The sequence below is a fragment of the Streptomyces pyxinicus genome, from assembly GCF_024753135.1.
In the GTDB taxonomy this organism is placed as follows: Bacteria; Actinomycetota; Actinomycetes; order Streptomycetales; family Streptomycetaceae; genus Streptomyces; species Streptomyces pyxinicus.
The window spans coordinates 279,818-296,582 of record NZ_JANUGP010000005.1 but is presented as its reverse complement, the minus strand read 5'-3'; the positions used below and the strand labels follow the sequence as shown (position 1 = coordinate 296,582).

Annotated in this window: 13 protein-coding genes; 12 read left to right on the top strand and 1 reads right to left on the bottom strand. The window is 71.5% G+C overall.

Annotated features, from left to right (window positions below):
- Positions 1-168: 168 nt before the first annotated feature.
- From rplU to NX794_RS09765, 7 genes are all read left to right on the top strand, one after another.
- Positions 169-489 (top strand): 50S ribosomal protein L21, encoded by a 321-nt coding sequence (gene rplU / locus NX794_RS09795; protein WP_161145910.1) that lies wholly within the window; start codon positions 169-171, stop codon positions 487-489.
- A gap of 14 nt (positions 490-503) precedes the next feature.
- Positions 504-758: a 50S ribosomal protein L27 gene (gene rpmA / locus NX794_RS09790; protein ID WP_061922958.1), complete on the top strand. Its 255-nt coding sequence runs from the start codon at positions 504-506 to the stop codon at positions 756-758.
- Positions 759-879: 121 nt separating this feature from the next.
- Complete coding sequence (obgE, locus tag NX794_RS09785; protein WP_258777897.1) at positions 880-2,328, top strand: GTPase ObgE; 1,449 nt, start codon at positions 880-882, stop codon at positions 2,326-2,328.
- 307 nt (positions 2,329-2,635) lie between these two features.
- The gene (locus tag NX794_RS09780) at positions 2,636-4,183 is read left to right on the top strand and encodes an alkaline phosphatase D family protein (protein ID WP_258777896.1); all 1,548 of its coding nucleotides are present in this window, start codon (positions 2,636-2,638) and stop codon (positions 4,181-4,183) included.
- Positions 4,184-4,619: 436 nt separating this feature from the next.
- Positions 4,620-6,116, top strand: a complete 1,497-nt coding sequence (locus tag NX794_RS09775; RefSeq protein WP_258777895.1) for a bifunctional cytidylyltransferase/SDR family oxidoreductase — start codon at positions 4,620-4,622, stop codon at positions 6,114-6,116.
- A gap of 235 nt (positions 6,117-6,351) precedes the next feature.
- Positions 6,352-8,442, top strand: a complete 2,091-nt coding sequence (locus NX794_RS09770) for a hypothetical protein (RefSeq protein ID WP_258777942.1) — start codon at positions 6,352-6,354, stop codon at positions 8,440-8,442.
- A 190-nt stretch (positions 8,443-8,632) separates the two neighbouring features.
- A complete protein-coding gene (locus NX794_RS09765; protein ID WP_428985881.1) occupies positions 8,633-9,838 on the top strand; it encodes a glycosyltransferase family 2 protein in 1,206 nt (401 codons plus the stop codon).
- 407 nt (positions 9,839-10,245) lie between these two features.
- On the opposite strand, the gene NX794_RS09760 is transcribed toward NX794_RS09765, so the two are convergent.
- On the bottom strand, positions 10,246-11,664 hold the full coding sequence (locus tag NX794_RS09760) for a polysaccharide pyruvyl transferase family protein (protein WP_258777894.1): 1,419 nt from the start codon (positions 11,662-11,664) through the stop codon (positions 10,246-10,248).
- A 198-nt stretch (positions 11,665-11,862) separates the two neighbouring features.
- On the opposite strand from NX794_RS09760, the gene proB reads away from it, so the two are divergent.
- From proB to NX794_RS09735, 5 genes are all read left to right on the top strand, one after another.
- Positions 11,863-12,990 (top strand): glutamate 5-kinase, encoded by a 1,128-nt coding sequence (gene proB / locus NX794_RS09755; protein WP_258777939.1) that lies wholly within the window; start codon positions 11,863-11,865, stop codon positions 12,988-12,990.
- A gap of 117 nt (positions 12,991-13,107) precedes the next feature.
- A complete protein-coding gene (locus NX794_RS09750; RefSeq protein ID WP_258777893.1) occupies positions 13,108-13,533 on the top strand; it encodes a hypothetical protein in 426 nt (141 codons plus the stop codon).
- Between the two features lie 113 nt (positions 13,534-13,646).
- Complete coding sequence (locus NX794_RS09745; RefSeq protein ID WP_258777892.1) at positions 13,647-14,933, top strand: glutamate-5-semialdehyde dehydrogenase; 1,287 nt, start codon at positions 13,647-13,649, stop codon at positions 14,931-14,933.
- Positions 14,934-15,010: 77 nt separating this feature from the next.
- Positions 15,011-15,577, top strand: coding sequence for an SCO2584 family spore wall biosynthesis protein (locus NX794_RS09740; protein ID WP_258777890.1), 567 nt, complete (start codon positions 15,011-15,013; stop codon positions 15,575-15,577).
- An 89-nt stretch (positions 15,578-15,666) separates the two neighbouring features.
- Positions 15,667-16,737 (top strand): SCO2583 family membrane protein, encoded by a 1,071-nt coding sequence (locus NX794_RS09735; RefSeq protein ID WP_258777889.1) that lies wholly within the window; start codon positions 15,667-15,669, stop codon positions 16,735-16,737.
- The last annotated feature ends 28 nt before the right edge of the window (positions 16,738-16,765 follow it).

The window sequence follows — 16,765 nt, the reverse complement described above, 5'->3', positions numbered from 1 at the left end:
CTCAACCCCGGGCCCCGTAACCTTGACCGTCGGCGTGTCACTGAGCGCGCCACATCCCCGTAAACCTCTTCCTCCCGGACGCAAGGCGGGCCGGGAGAGGTCGCCCATGGTGTTTCCGGGCGGCTGGCCTGCGGGGGTGCCGTTTCTTCGAGCGAAAGAGAGATCCGCGTGTACGCCATCGTGCGCAGCGGTGGTCGCCAGCACAAGGTTGCTGTCGGCGACATCGTTGAGGTTGACAAGATTTCCACTGCCAACGTGGGCGACACGGTCGAGCTCTCGACCCTGCTCGTCGTCGACGGCGACTCCGTGACCAGCGACCCGTGGGTGCTGGCCGGCATCAAGGTCCAGGCCGAGATCGTGGACCACCACAAGGGCCAGAAGATCGACATTCTGCGCTACAAGAACAAGACCGGCTACCGCCGTCGTCAGGGCCACCGCCAGCAGTACACGGCGATCAAGGTCACTGAGATCCCCGCGGCTGCGAAGTAAGGGACTGAGGAGAAATGGCACACAAGAAGGGCGCATCGTCCACCCGGAACGGTCGCGACTCCAATGCCCAGCGGCTCGGCGTGAAGCGCTTCGGCGGTCAGGTCGTCAACGCGGGTGAGATCCTGGTCCGCCAGCGCGGCACCCACTTCCACCCCGGCGCCGGTGTCGGCCGTGGCGGCGACGACACGCTGTTCGCCCTCCAGGCCGGTGCGGTGGAGTTCGGCAGCCACCGTGGCCGCAAGGTCGTGAACATCGTTCCGGTCGCCTGAATCGACTGATTCGAGCACCGAACACTTCGCGAGGCGGACCTCACTTCCCGTTCGGGAAGGCGGGTCCGCCTTTCGCGTGTTGTTGTAGGCAATACCCGTGAGTTTCTGGAGGCACTGAACCATGACCACCTTCGTGGACCGCGTCGAACTGCACGTCGCCGCGGGTAGCGGAGGCCACGGCTGTGCCTCCGTCCACCGTGAGAAGTTCAAGCCGCTCGGCGGACCCGACGGCGGCAACGGCGGGCGTGGCGGCGACGTCATCCTGACCGTCGACCAGTCGGTGACCACGCTGCTCGACTACCACCACTCCCCGCACCGCAAGGCCACCAACGGCAAGCCCGGCGAGGGCGGCAACCGCTCCGGCAAGGACGGCCAGGACCTGATCCTGCCGGTGCCGGACGGCACGGTCGTGCTGGACAAGGCGGGCAACGTCCTCGCCGACCTGGTCGGGCACGGCACGTCGTACGTCGCGGCGCAGGGCGGCCGGGGCGGTCTGGGCAACGCGGCGCTGGCCTCGGCCCGCCGCAAGGCGCCCGGCTTCGCGCTGCTCGGCGAGCCCGGCGACCTCCAGGACGTGGTGCTGGAGCTGAAGACCGTCGCCGACGTGGCCCTCGTCGGCTACCCGAGCGCCGGCAAGTCCTCGCTGATCTCCGTGCTCAGCGCGGCGAAGCCGAAGATCGCCGACTACCCGTTCACCACGCTGGTGCCCAACCTGGGCGTGGTGACCGCCGGTTCGACCGTCTACACCATCGCCGACGTGCCCGGTCTGATCCCGGGCGCCAGCCAGGGCCGGGGCCTGGGCCTGGAGTTCCTGCGGCACGTGGAGCGGTGCAGTGTGCTGGTGCACGTGCTGGACACCGCCACCCTGGAGTCCGACCGCGACCCGCTCTCCGACCTCGACGTCATCGAGGAGGAGCTACGGCAGTACGGCGGCCTGGACAACCGGCCCCGGCTGGTGGTCCTGAACAAGATCGACGTACCGGACGGCAAGGACCTCGCCGAGATGGTCCGCCCCGACCTGGAGGCGCGCGGCTACCGCGTCTTCGAGGTGTCGGCGGTCGCCCACATCGGGCTGCGCGAGCTGACCTTCGCCCTCGGCGAGCTGGTCGGCGACGCGCGTGCCGCCCGGCCGAAGGAGGAGGCGACCCGGATCGTCATCCGGCCGAAGGCCGTGGACGACGCGGGCTTCACCGTCACCCGCGAGGACTCCGGCGGCGAGCCGCTGTTCCGGGTGCGCGGCGAGAAGCCGGAGCGCTGGGTGCGCCAGACCGACTTCAACAACGACGAGGCCGTGGGCTATCTCGCCGACCGCCTCAACCGCCTCGGTGTCGAGGAACGGCTGATGAAGGCGGGTGCCCGCGCGGGCGACGGCGTCGCCATCGGCCCCGAGGAGAACGCGGTCGTCTTCGACTGGGAGCCGACGGTCATGGCCGGCGCGGAGATGCTGGGCCGCCGCGGCGAGGACCACCGCCTGGAGGCGCCGAGGCCCGCCGCCCAGCGCCGCCGGGACCGGGACGCGGAGCGGGACGAGGCGTCGCGCGCGTACGACGACTTCGACCCGTTCGAGTGACCACTCCCGGGGCGCGACAAAGCTGAACCGGGCGGCGCGGAGAGGACCCTGATCCTCTCCGCGCCGCTTTCGCGTGCAACCGTACCCCCCGCGCCCTCGCGTGTCGCCGTACCCCCTGCCCAGCCGCGTCCGGTTTCCGACCTACCGTCAGATCTCCTGTGGCAGCACGGTGTTGCCGTGCCGCGACGAGTCCTCTGCTGTCTGCCCATTTGTCATGCTCGCGATGGGGTTCGTTCAGCGAGCGGACCGTCCGGCCGTGGGAGCTTCGGGATGTCCGAAGTGGTCACCGTGGCAAGGGAGTCGACGCATGACCGCATTAACGCCCGACCGACGCCGCTTTCTTACCGCCGGTGCCGCCGTCCTCGGCGCCGCGGCCACCTCGCAGCTGTGGCTGCCGGGCACCGCACGCGCCGCCGGCACCCCGCTGCCGGACGGGGTGTTCACCCTCGGCGTCGCCTCCGGTGATCCGCTGCCCGACGGCATCGTGCTGTGGACCAGACTCGCGCCCGACCCCCTCAACGGCGGCGGCATGCCCGACGAGGTCTTCCCGGTGGAGTGGGAGATCGCCGAGGACGAGCGGCTGCGCCGGACCGTGCGCCGGGGTACCGCAGAGGCCCGGCCCGAACTCGGCCACAGCGTCCACGTGGACGTACGCGGACTGCGCCCCGACCGCCCGTACTGGTACCGCTTCCGGGCCGGTGGCCGGCTCTCACCGGTGGGCCGCACCCGCACCGCCCCGCACCCCCGGCAGCGGGGCGGCTCCCTGCGCGTCGCCCTCGCCTCCTGCCAGAACTGGCAGCACGGCTACTTCACGCCGTACGCCGACATGCGTGCCCAGGACCCCGACGTCGTGCTCTTCGTCGGCGACTACATCTACGAGTCCTCGCCCTCCGCCACGGCCGTCCGGCGGCACGAGGGCAAGGGGGAGCCGTACACCCTGGTCCAGTACCGCAACCGGTACGCCCAGTACCGCACCGACCCGGACCTCGCCGCGATGCACGCGAGCGCCCCCTGGGTGGTCACCTTCGACGACCACGAGGTGGACAACGACTGGGCCGGCGAGGTCCCGCAGGACCCGGACAAGCAGTCGCACGACGCGTTCGTGGCCCGGCTGACCGCGGCCTTCCAGGCGTACTACGAGCACATGCCGGTACGCGCCACCGCCATCCCGGACGGCCCGCACATCCAGATGTACCGGCGCCTGGAGTTCGGCCGGCTCGCCCGCCTCAACGTGCTGGACACCCGGCAGTTCCGCACCGACCAGGCCACCAGCCAGGCGGGTGCCGAGGAACCGGCGCGGACCATGCTCGGCGCCGGTCAGAAGCAGTGGCTGCTGGACGGGCTGCACGACTCGCCGGCCCGCTGGAACCTGATCGCCTCCCAGATCATGATGGCCGAGACCGACCTGCTGCCCGGCGACGGCAAGCTCTGGTACTACGACGCCTGGGACGGCTACCAGGTCGAGCGCAACGCCCTGCTGGAGGAGTTCGCCGACATCCGCAACCCGGTGGTGCTCAGCGGCGACCGGCATCTGACGATGATCAGCGACCTCAAGGAGGACTTCGCCGACCCGGACTCCGACGTCGTCGGCGCCGAGTTCGTCGGCACCTCCATCTCCAGCAACGGCGACCAGGACCAGGCCGCCTTCCACGCCGAGTGGGACCCGCTGAAGGCGGACAACCCGCACTGGAAGGTGATCGACGCGCACCGCGGCTACCACCTCTTCGACATCCGCGCGGACGGCGTCGACGCCCGCGTGCGCGTCGTGGACACGGTCCTCAAGCCCCAGGCGACGGCGAGCACGCTGGCCCGGCTGCGGGTGGAGTCGGACGAGCCGGGGGTGCGGGTGGTGTGAGTCACCTCTCGTGACAACCGGGGGAGCCCGGGGCACACCTGTGCCCCGGGCTCCCCCTTTTCCTCGGGCCGAGACCGAAAAGCCGCGCAATCCTGATACGCGTCACCGCGTCACCCACATCACCGCGGCACCGCTTCCCGGCCCGGAATTCCGGCCGTAATGCCCCGGACCCGCGCCCTAATGGAAGCCGCCCGCCCACCCTCCGGGGCCTGCACCGGCGCCGCTCTGTGCCGTCCCTGTGAGCACTCCGTGACCCCTTTGTGCCGTTACTCACAGCCAATTCACGGGTGTTCACGCCGCCCGTCGCCAATCACCAGGGGCAGAAGGTGAATGACAGGTGGCGCGCACATATGCGAGGGAGGTCACTCACCTTGCACTGCGGTTACCGGAAGTGGGACCATTTCACGGTTCCCTGACGCCCCTAGGTAGGTCATCTGTGTCCCAGCACATAGCCAAGCCCCGAACCACCGCAGTGATCCTGGCCGGTGGCACCGGTCAGCGGGTGGGTCTGTCGATCCCCAAGCAGCTGCTGAAGATCGCCGGCAAGGCAGTCATCGAGCACACTCTGACCACCTTCGAGAACACCGACTCCATCGACGACATCATCGTCCTGATGGCCCCGGGTTACGTCCCGGACGTCGAGAAGATCGTCGCCAAGGCCGGCTTCACCAAGGTGAAGAAGGTCATCGAGGGCGGCTCCACGCGGAACGAGACCACCGAGCGCGCCATCAGCGCCCTCGGCGAGGGCCTGGCCGAGGGCGAGGACCGCAACGTCCTCTTCCACGACGCCGTACGCCCCCTGCTCTCGCGGCGCGTCATAGAGGACTGCGTGACCGCGCTGGAGCGCTACCACGCCGTGGACGTCGCCATCCCGTCCGCCGACACGATCATCGTGACGCGCACGCACGGCGAGGACGGCGAGTTCATCACCGAGATCCCGGACCGCTCCCGGCTGCGCCGCGGCCAGACCCCGCAGGCCTTCAAGCTGTCCACGATCCGCCGTGCCTACGAGGTCGCCGCCGGTGACCCCAACTTCCAGGCCACGGACGACTGCTCGGTGGTCCTCAAGTACCTGCCGGACGTGCCGATCCACGTCGTCGCGGGCGACGAGTACAACATGAAGGTGACCCAGCCGGTCGACGTCTTCATCGCCGACAAGCTGTTCCAGCTCGCCTCCACCGCCGCGCCCGAGCAGAACGGCGAGGACGCCTACCGCGCACTGCTCACCGGCAAGACGATCGTCATCTTCGGCGGCTCCTACGGCATCGGCAAGGACATCGCCGAACTCGCCGAGTCCTACGGCGCCAGTGTCTACGCCCTGGGCCGCTCCACCACCGGCACCCACGTGGAGAACCCGGAGGAGGTCGACGACGCGCTGTCCAAGGCGTACGCGGAGACCGGCCGGATCGACTACGTCGTCAACACCGCCGGCGTGCTGCGCATCGGCAAGCTCGCCGAGACCGACAACGCCACCATCGAGGAGGCGCTGAAGGTCAACTACCTGGCGCCGGTGCAGATCGCCCGCTCCTCCTACAAGTACCTGGCCGAGACCAAGGGCCAGCTGCTGCTCTACACCTCCAGCAGCTACACCCGCGGCCGCGCCGAGTACTCGCTGTACTCCTCCACCAAGGCCGCCATGGTGAACCTCACCCAGGCGCTGTCCGACGAGTGGGCCGGCGACGGCATCCGCGTCAACTGCATCAACCCGGAGCGCACCGCGACCCCGATGCGCACCAAGGCGTTCGGCCAGGAGCCCGCTGGTTCGCTGCTGTCCTCCGAGGCCGTGGCCCGTACCTCGCTCGACGTGCTGCTGTCCGAGCTGACCGGTCACGTCATCGACGTCCGCCAGCAGGACCCGACCGCGGGTGCCGCCCAGGCCTCCGGCTTCGAGGCGGCGCTGGCCTCGGTGCTGGACCGTCAGGACGGCGTGTAATAATCAAGCTAAATAAGCTTCGATGAATTCAGGCCTCTGTGGGTATCCGTTCGCCGGGTATTCGCAGAGGCCTGAATCCGTCCCCCGTGAAATAACCCGTACATTCCCCGAATTACCGGTTGTTTCTACGGCACCCGCGACACCTGCCGCATCCATGGCATCTGTGAACAAAACCGGCACCTCCCCCTCCCAGAGCAGGATCTCCGTGATATCCACCGCTATTCGCGTCGCCCGGGTGGGCAGCGCGGCCGAGCTGGCCGCGGCGGCTCTCGTGATGCTGGGCTTCCCGGCGCTCATGCTGGCCGCGCTCGTCCCGAGCGTCCCCGCCTTCGCGGCCCTGGCCGCCGTGACGTACCTGGCGGACCACTATCTGCACCGCAAGGGCAGCTACCTGGTCAACCGGCTGAGCAAGGTCCGGGCGGGCCTGTCCATCCGCTTCCTGATCCGGCAGCTCCTGCTGATCCTGCTGCTGGCCCGCCTGTCCCTCTCGGACAACCTGATCTTCTACGGCGCCGTCGCCTGCTTCATCGCCTTCTACGGCCTCCAGGCTCCGCACGGCGCGCTGGTCACCCTGATCCGCAACCGCCGCCGGATGCCGGTCGCCACCCGCAACATCGACCTGAAGTCGCGCATCCGCATCCCGGACGCCCCGCCGCGCCGGCTGCTGCACCGCTCCGCGGAGAAGATGCTCCACCTCGACCTGTTCGCGGTCGTCGGCATCCTGCTCTCCACCGAGCTGGACTCGTCCGCCGCCGGTTTCACCGGCATCGGCCTGAGCGTCGGCCTCGGCCTGCTCTACGTCCTGGTGCTCGTGCCGTACGTGCGCGGCCGGAAGATCCCGCCGAAGGCCGACGTGGTCCTCGCCGCCGTGGACGACTGGCTGGCCGCCTACCGGCCCGAGACGGTGCTGTACTTCTCCGGCTCCAAGGACTCCGCGTACCAGGTCAACATGTGGCTGGGGACGATGGAGCAGCTGGCGACCCGGCCGCTGATCATCCTGCGCGAGCGGGCCATCCTGAACAACCTCGCGCCCACCACGGTCCCCGTCATCTGCGTGCCCGGAGGGGTGCACCTGATGAACCTGGACCTGTCGGACGTGCGTGTCGCGCTGTACGCGGCCAACGTCGGCAAGAACATCCACCTGCTGCGCGTGCCGACCATGAAGCACGTCTTCATCGGCCACGGCGACAGCGACAAGCTGGCCAGCGTCAACCCGTACAGCAAGGTCTACGACGAGGTGTGGACCGCCGGCCGCGCGGGCCGCGACCGCTACGCCATCGCCGACGTCGGCGTCCGCGACGAGGACATCGTCGAGGTCGGCCGCCCGCAGCTCGCCCCGATCCAGGGCTGGCGGGGCGTGCCCGTCGGCCGGATCCCGACCGTGCTGTACGCGCCCACCTGGGAGGGCTGGGACGGCAACCCCGGCAACACCTCGATCGTGCTGGCCGGCGAGAACATCGTGAACCGGCTGATCACCGCCGACCCGCCGGTTCGGGTGCTGTACAAGCCGCACCCGTTCACCGGCACCGTCAGCAAGGAGGCCGGCGCCGCGCACCGCCGGATCACCGCCCTGGTCGAGAAGGCCGCCGCCGAGCGTCTCGCCGGCTCCCGCTTCACCGCGGACGGCGCGGCGCAGGACCGGGCCAAGGCCGAGCTGGCCCGCGTCGAGGCCCGGCTGGCCGAGCTGGCCGGTGCCGGCGGGACCAAGGGCGACGAGGCCGAGGCCACCCGTGACGGCCTGGCCGACGTCCAGCGGCACCAGGAGGCCGCCCGGCTGCGCGCCGAGTGGAACGACGCCTACTGGCGCTCCTTCCCGGCGTACGAGCACCGGGTCATCACCGGTGCCGAGCCGCGGCTGTACGACTGCTTCAACGTCTCCGACGCGATGGTCTCCGACATCTCCTCGGTGGTCTCCGACTTCATCGCGAGCGGCAAGCCGTACGCGGTGACCGACTCCGCCGAGCTGGGCGAGGAGGAGTTCAAGCGGCAGAACACGGCTGTGCGCGCCGCGACGATCCTGACGAACAGCGCGGCCGGTCTGGACGCCGTCCTGGACGCCGTGCGCGACCCGGCCGCCGATCCGCTCGCGGACGCCCGCACGGAGCTGAAGCGCTATCTGCTGGGGCCGGACGAGCCCGCCTCGATCGACCAGTTCAACGGCGCCGTCGCCGGCCTGGCGCTGAAGGCCGAGGCCCGCAACGTCGGCCAGCAGTCCCGGGTGGGCGCGGCCAACGCCGACCCCGCCGAGGCGGCCGAGCTGACCAACACGTTCCCCGGACCGCGCAGCGAGTCCGCCGGTGACGCCGAGGGCGTGGCGACGACCTGACCCTTCCGGCGCAGCCGAGCCGCGCGGGCCCCCGAGGAGTACTCCTCGGGGGCCCGCGCCGTTTCCGGTGTGAGCTGCGCCACTCATGACCCGCCGTGAGGCAACCGCTTCCCCCGGAGTCCCGTCTAACAGTGTGCGATTGAGGGGATACGGGGTAAATGTTCCGTGACGAGGGGGAAGAGTGACCGGCGTGACGCAGCCTGATGTCAGTGTGATCATCGGGGCGTACGAAGCGATGCCGTATCTGGTGGAGTGCCTGGCCTCCGTCGAGGCGCAGACCATCGACCCGGGCCGGCTGGAGGTCATCGCGGTCGACGACGGGTCGACGGACGGCACGGGGGAGTGCCTGGAGGAGTTCGCGGCCCGCGCGCCGATGAGCGTCACGGTCGTCCGCCAGGAGAACTCCGGCGGCCCCAGCGGCCCGCGCAACGTCGGCCTCGGCAAGGCGGCCGGGCGGTACGTCTTCTTCCTGGACGCCGACGACCGGCTCGGCCCCGAGGCCCTGGAGCGCATGGTCTCCATGGCCGACAAGAACGGCACGGACGTCGTCCTCGGCCGGGTCGAGGGCGTCAACCGCACCGCGCCCAAGTCCATGTGGGGCAAGACCCTGGACCGGACCGACGTCTACTCCTCCAACATCAAGTTCACGCTGAGCGCGCAGAAGCTGTTCAGACGGGCGCTGCTGGAGCGGCACGGGATGCGCTTCGACGAGTCCCTGTGGACCGGTGAGGACGCCCTGTTCACGCTGGAGGCGTACCTGCGCGCGGACGGTGTCTCCGTGGTCGCCGACCACACCTGCTACTACCTGGTCGGCCGCGACGACGGCAAGCACGTGACCAAGAGCGGCAGCTACACGCTGCGCTTCGACTCCGCGCGCGCCCTGATGAAGCTGATCGACGACATGGTCCCGGCCGGCGACAAGCGCGACGTCCTGATGGTCCGGCCCTTCCTGATCACCCTGCTGCCGCAGTTCGGGCCGAAGTTCCTCACCGACAGCGAAGACGTCCGCCGCACCAAGCTGGAGCTGGCCAAGCCGCTGATGGAGGCCTACTGGACGCCCGGTGTGGCCCGCCGGCTGAAGGTCCACGAGCGGCTGCGGCTGCACCTGGTCGCCATGCAGCGGCCCGATCTGCTGCTGGACGTCGTCAAGTTCGTCAAGGAGAAGAAGCAGGCGGCCGCCGTCCTGGAGAAGCGCGGCACCCGCCTCTACCTCCTCTACCCCCACTTCCGCTCCAAGACGGCCGGCGTCCCCGACGAGATCTACCGCGCCGAGGCCCGCGAGGCGAGCGCCTTCGACGGCTACCGAGCAGCCGCCGCCAACACCTTCCTCCGCCGCGCCCTGCGCAAGATCCGCCGAAGCCTGCCGCGCAAGGGGTTCGGGGCGGCGGCGGCCTGAGGGTCCGGCGGGGCTGCCCGGGGATCGTCCGGGAGCCGCCCGCCGGCCGGGTGCCCGCGGGCTGTACCGTGCGCCCTGTCCAAGATCCGGCGCAGGTTCCCCGCGCGGGGTGCCGGGGTGTCGGCGGCCTGAGGACCGAGGGGGCGTCCGCCCGTCCGCCGTCCACTGGTCTGCCGTTCGGCCGCCAGCACCTTCCTGAGCGGCGCCTGGCACAGCTTGCCGCGCGGGGTGTTCGGGGTGGTGGCTTGTCGGCCAAGGGGTCCCACCTGCCGGCCGCCCGTGCCCCCGGCTGCCCGGCCGTCGTCCCACCGGCCTGCCGTCCTCCGCCAGCCGTCCGCCGACCGGTCACCCGCCAGCCGTCCGCCCGCCCGCCGCCAGGCCGCGGGCCGGACCCCGTGCTCCGAAACCTACGGCTTGCCCGGGTGGAGTGCTCGGCGTAGGGGGGCGCCCACCGCGCGGCGGGCCCGGCGGTAGACGGAGGCCGCGGGGGCGGGGAGGGTGCCGGGGGATCTGCGGGCGCGGGTCAGTTCCTTGCGGAGGCGGGCGTTGTCCTGTTCCAGTTCGCCGACCTGGGAGTGCAGCCAGCCGAACCGGCTGCTGAGGGACGCGGCGTCGGACTCCAGCCAGGGCCGTACGGCCGGCGGGAAGGCCAGGGACTCCATCTTCCTGTCGAAGGCCGCGCCGCCGTCGCCGTGCGTGAAGGTGTTCCGCAGCCCGTTCCGGTCGAGGAAACCCGTGAACCGGTCGAAGCGTTCCGCGTGGTTGCCGACCAGCCCGCCGAGGTCCGCCTGTGCGTGGAGCCGGGCCGGGTCCACCGACTCCGGGTCCTTCAGGGCCTGGTCCAGCCGCTGGTGGGGTATCTCGAAGTAGCGGCACAGCTCCAGCGTGCGCGAGTCACCGCAGAGCACGGTCGCGGGCGTGCCGGCCAGCAGCGCGGCGATGTTGCCGTGGATGCGCGAGCCGAAGGAGAAGTCGAACGGGCGCAGTTCGTCGATCCAGGTGACCGGGTCGACGTAGACCCGCACCTTGTCCTCGCGGTACATCGGGTGGTCCGGGTGCGTCGGCATCGCGGTCACCCGGGAGTTGGGGTCCGACAGGTCCCGCCAGTGCAACTGCCGTGCGTCGCTGAGGTTCTGCCCGATGAAGCGCAGGTTCGGATACCGCGCGTGGGTGCGGGCGATCACCTTGCCCAGGCCCTGCTTGGCCACCGCGCTGTGCGAGCCGTTGACGGCGATCCGGGAGTCGGCCGTCAGCTCCGGCACCCGTCTGCGCACGTCGAGTTCCCTGCCGTACAGGAACAGCGAGGGGCAGCCGATGACCTCGACGTCCCGGAAGCCCATGTCCCGCAGGTACTGCTCGGTGAACTCGCCGCGCACCCCGATCGAGGCGCTGCGCTCCAGCACGGCCGAGCAGAACGCGCGCACGGTCGGCTCGATGCCCCTCAGCCGGGACGGGTCGTAGCTCACCCCGGTCTGCGCGCCGACGCCGAGCACCACGACCGGGATCCGCAGCCGCGAGACGAGCCGGGTCAGCCGCTTCAGCGAGGTCTCGAAGGACGGGCGGAAGGCGTTGGCCAGCGGCACGACGAACGCGTCGTACTCCTCGTTGATCCGCTCGGCGGCGGCCACGTCGGTCCGGCCGCCGTTGGAGACCACTTCCGTGTCCGGGGTCTGGAGGAGCTTGTGCGCCGCGTCCTGGAAGATCAGGTTCCCGGAATTGGTGGCGATCACGTCCCGGTGCAACGCCTCCTCCACCGAGAGGGCGTCGTACGGGCTCTTGCCGGATCGCAGGAGGATGCGCCGAGGTCGGCTGTCAGTAGTTGGCACGGTGTTCAACCTAATTTTGCCGGAGATTTATTTTCTACAGGCAACCAATACAACCTTTGTCTGTATCCGGACTGTGAAGGAGCGGCTACACAATGCCCGTCCGGAGGCTGGACCGGTGCGCGCCGCCCGGGCCGCCTCGCGTAGATTGCCGGCTACGCGAGGGAGTGGAGACAGCACGTGGCAAGCGCAAGGCAGGCCGTGGGTGAGGCCCGCAGGATCGTCGTCAAGGTGGGCTCCTCCTCGCTGACCACCGCGGCCGGCGGCCTGGACGCCGACCGGGTCGACGCCCTCGTCGACGTGCTGGCCAAGAGCCGCTCCGGCGGCGAGCGCGAGGTCGTCCTCGTCTCCTCCGGAGCCATCGCCGCCGGGCTCGCCCCGCTCGGCCTGCGCCGCCGGCCCGAGGACCTCGCCCGGCAGCAGGCCGCCGCCAGCGTCGGACAGGGCCTGCTCGTCGCCCGCTACACCGCCTCCTTCGCCCGCTACGGCGTCCGCGTCGGGCAGGTCCTGCTCACCTCCGACGACATGAGCCGTCGCGCCCACCACCGCAACGCCTCCCGCACCCTGGACAAGCTCCTCGCGATGGGCGCCTTCCCGGTCGTCAACGAGAACGACACCGTCGCCACCGACGAGATCCGCTTCGGCGACAACGACCGTCTCGCCGCCCTCGTCGCCCACCTCGTCCACGCCGACCTCCTCGTCCTCCTCTCCGACGTCGACGGCGTCTACGACGGCGACCCCGCCAGGCCCGGCACCTCCCGGATAGCGGAGGTGCGCGGACCGGGCGACCTGGCCGGTGTGGACATCGGCAGCGCGGGCAAGGCCGGTGTCGGCACCGGCGGCATGGTCACCAAGGTCGAGGCCGCCCGGATCGCCGCCGCCGCCGGCATCCCGGTCGTGCTGACCAGCGCCGTGCACGCGGCGGAGGCGCTGGCCGGCGGCGACACCGGCACCTACTTCCACCCCACCGGCAAACGCTCCGCCGACCGGCTGCTCTGGCTCCAGCACGCCTCCACCCCGCGGGGCGCCCTCACCCTGGACGACGGGGCGGTGGACGCGGTCGTGAACGGCCGCAAGTCGCTGCTGCCCGCCGGGATCGCCGCCGTCGAGGGCGACTTCGGCGCGGGCGACCCCGTGGAACTGCGCGACACCGGCGGCCGTCCGGTCGCCCGGGGGCTCGTCAACTTCGACGCCAAGGAGATCCCCCGGCTGCTCGGCCGCTCGACCCGCGAGCTGGCCCGCGAACTGGGCGCCGCGTACGAACGCGAGGTCGTACACCGGGACGACCTGGTCCTGCTGCAGCCACGGCCCTCGCAGGACCGCTCGTAAAACGCGGGACACGGACCGACCCCGGTGGGGGACGTTCCGTAAAAGCACCACGCGGCGGCCCCCGGCCTGCTCAACTGGCCGTAGGAGGCATGCGAGCCGTGCGTGAAGGAGGCCGTCGTGAGACGAGTGCGCCCTGGGACGGCGTCCCGCGGTGCTCTGACGAGCGTCGCGGCCGGGGACACCTATGAGGAGCCGAAGGACCTGCCCCGCCTGTGGCACGTCACCCTCAGCGTGTCCGGCGAGAAGGTCGCCCTGCCGGAGCTGCGGCGGGCCCTGGAACAGCTCGCCCACGACCACCCCTTCCTGCTGACCAGCAGATACGCGACCGACCACGCCGAGATCCGCTACTGGGAAGAGGCCCGCGACCTGCACGACGCCGCCGCCGTGGCCCTGCGCCTGTGGGGCGAGCACCGGCAGACCGCGAAGCTGCCGCCCTGGGAGATCGTCGGCCTGGAGGTCATCGACCGCGAGACCTACCACCAGCGCATCGCCGAGGGCTACGGCCCGCCGCCCGCGACACCGGTGGGGGTGCACCCCTACTGAGCCGGCGCGGGCGGTGCCCGGGCCGCCGGAACCGGGGATTTGCCCCTGTTCAGGGCGTCTCGCGGGGTGGGACGCGCGCTGAGCGGGGCGGACCCGCGCACTACGCTTCCCTCATGACCACGCTCTCGCCGTACGACTCGATGTCCCCGGTCACCCAGGCCGCCTACCGGGCCAAGGCCGCCGCCGCCGACCTCGCGCCGCTGCCGCGTGCCATCAAGGACGACGCGCTGCTCGCCATCGCCGACGCGCTGGAGGTCCGGACCGCCGAGATCGTCGAGGCCAACGCCGAGGACGTGGCCAGGGCCCGCGAGAACGGCACCAGCGAGGCCATCGTGGACCGGCTCACCCTCACCCCGGAGCGGGTCCGTGCCATCGCCTCCGACGTCCGCGACGTCGCGGGGCTGCCCGACCCGGTCGGCGAGGTCGTCCGCGGCTCCACCCTGCCCAACGGCATCGACCTGCGCCAGGTCCGCGTCCCGCTCGGCGTCGTCGGCATCATCTACGAGGCCCGGCCCAACGTCACCGTGGACGCCGCCGCCCTCTGCCTCAAGTCCGGCAACGCCGTCCTGCTGCGCGGCTCCAGCTCCGCCCACGCCTCCAACCGCGCCCTCGTCCGCGTCATCCGGGACGCCGTCGGCGGTGCCGGGCTGCCCGCCGACGCCGTCCAGCTGGTGCCCGGCGAGAGCCGCGAGTCCGTCCGCGAGCTGATGCGCGCCCGGGGCCTGGTGGACGTCCTCATCCCGCGCGGCGGCGCCTCCCTGATCCGGACCGTCGTGACCGAGTCGACCGTCCCCGTCATCGAGACCGGCACCGGCAACTGCCACGTCTACGTCGACGCCCAGGCCGACCTCGACACCGCCGTGGAGATCCTGATCAACTCCAAGGCCCACCGGGTCAGCGTCTGCAACGCCGCCGAGACCCTGCTCGTCCACCAGGACATCGCCGCCGAGTTCCTGCCGCGCGCCCTGGACGCCCTCGCCGAGGCCGGCGTCACCGTGCACGCCGACGAACGCGTCCTCGCCTACGCCGCGGACTCCAAGGCCACGGTGGTCGAGGCCACCCCGGAGGACTGGGAGACCGAGTACCTGTCCCACGACATCGCCGCCGCCGTCGTCGACTCCCTCGACCGGGCCGTCGAGCACATCCGGCTGTGGACCTCCGGGCACACCGAGGCCATCGTCACCACCTCCCAGCAGGCCGCCCGCCGCTTCACCCAGCTGGTCGACTCCACCACCGTCGCCGTGAACGCCTCCACCCGGTTCACCGACGGCGGCCAGTTCGGCTTCGGCGCGGAGATCGGCATCTCCACCCAGAAGCTGCACGCCCGCGGCCCGATGGGCCTGCCCGAGCTGACCAGCACCAAGTACATCGTCACCGGCGACGGACACGTCCGACGCTGACCGGCGGCCCGTCCCGGCAGGCGGACGAATCTCGCTACGGTCTGCCCAAACCGACCCCCCAGGTCTACTCTGGACGCGTGCCGGAGGACGTGGGGGGCACGCCGTTTCCGGACGGCCGGGAGCCCGACGACGACCACGACCGCGGGGTGTCGGACGAAGAGTTCGCCTCCGTGGTCTTCGACGAGGCCTTCGTGAAGGCGGCCAGGGTCCACGAGCCGAGCGCCGTCGAGCGCCTGCTCGCCGCCGCGCAGGCCAGAGCCGAGGCCTCCGAGGCGGAGGCCCGCGCCCGCTCCGGAGCCGACCGCTACGACGACACCCCCGGACCCGAGGGCGCCGGATACGGCCGATACCGGCACGAGGACGACACCGAGCCGGACGACGCCCACCCCCTCGACGGCCACCACGGCCTCTACGGCAGGCAGGTCCGCTGGCACCGGCCCGTCGCCTGGGTACTCGCCGTCGTGATGGGCATCGGCATGGTCGCCCTGGCCTTCGCCGCCGTCTACCGGGGAGGTTCCTCCGGCACCCGCGACCGGGTGCCCGCCCCCGCCTCCACCGGCCTGGAACAGGGCAGCGCCGCCGCGCCCTCCGTCCCGTCGGCCTCCTCCCGGCCGGCCGTCTCCGCCGCCCCGCGATCCCCCTGAGCGCGGGCGTCCGCCCCGGCTGAGGAGCCGTCAGAACTTGTCGCACAGCGGGGCGTTTACCGATGGCCCCGAAGACCTACCCTCACAGTATGGGCGGGCCTGCGGACCCACCGGAAGGGGCCCCCGAGAGCGGCCCCGGCGGTGCGGAGGACGAATACCGATCCGTCGTCTTCGACGAGTCGTTCGTCCGCGCTGCCCGCCTCCAGGAGTTCTCGGCCGAGGAGCGGATGGCCGACCACGCCCCCGCCGTACGCCGCCGCCCGCCCCTGCGCCGCGGACTGACCCGGCAGCTGCTGGTCCTCGCCGTGCTGATCGCCGTCGCCTTCGGCACCGCGATCTACATGGGCGTCCGCCACCCCTACCCCTCCCCGGCGGCCAGACGGTCCGTCGAGGCCCTGCGGATGACCGTCCTCCCGCTCGCCCCCACTGGCAAGGTGCCCGGCGCCGCCGACGCCGCGACCCTGTTCGCCCACAGCCCGGCCGCCCCGTACGACATCGGCGCCGAAGGCGTGCCGCTGCCGGCCGCCCGGGCCACCGCGCACTTCTCCGACAGCCAGGTCGTGGCCGCCCTCACCACCGCCAAGGACTACATCGTCCGCTCCTCGCTCTACCCCGAGGTCCTGACCGGCCGCGCGGTCGCCCCCGCCCGCGCCCTGCTCGACCCCGACCAACTCGACCAGTTCGACCAGAGCCTCGACCACCCGGCGGCCGACGGCCGGCACGCCCCCACCGGCTGGCTGGTGCGCTTCGACCCCGCCCAGCTCCGGCTGGCCGACGACCGGATCCGGGTCCGCGGCACCCTCCAGGTCACCGAGAGCGACGCGGCCACCCTGGAGATCACCGCCGACCACACCTTCGTCTACGCCGTGCGCCCCGCCGGTGCCGCGGCTGGCGCCGCGGTGTCCCTCTTCACCGTCCGCCGCGAGGTGACCTTCCGCTTCGACCGCGACGACCTGCGCACCCACCAGGTCCAGCTCGCCACCTCCCATGTCCAGGCGGGCCCGCTGTCCTGCGCCGAGGACACCGGCGCCTATCTGCACCCCCTGCTGGCCGGCCGGCGGGCCAGGGCGGGCGGCCCCGCGGGCACCGACCCCTACCAGCCGGGCGCCGCCCCGGCCCTGTGCGGCACCCTGGCGCCCGGAGCCGAACCGAAGGTGTGAGCCGACGCCACCTCGGCCGGCCGCGCAC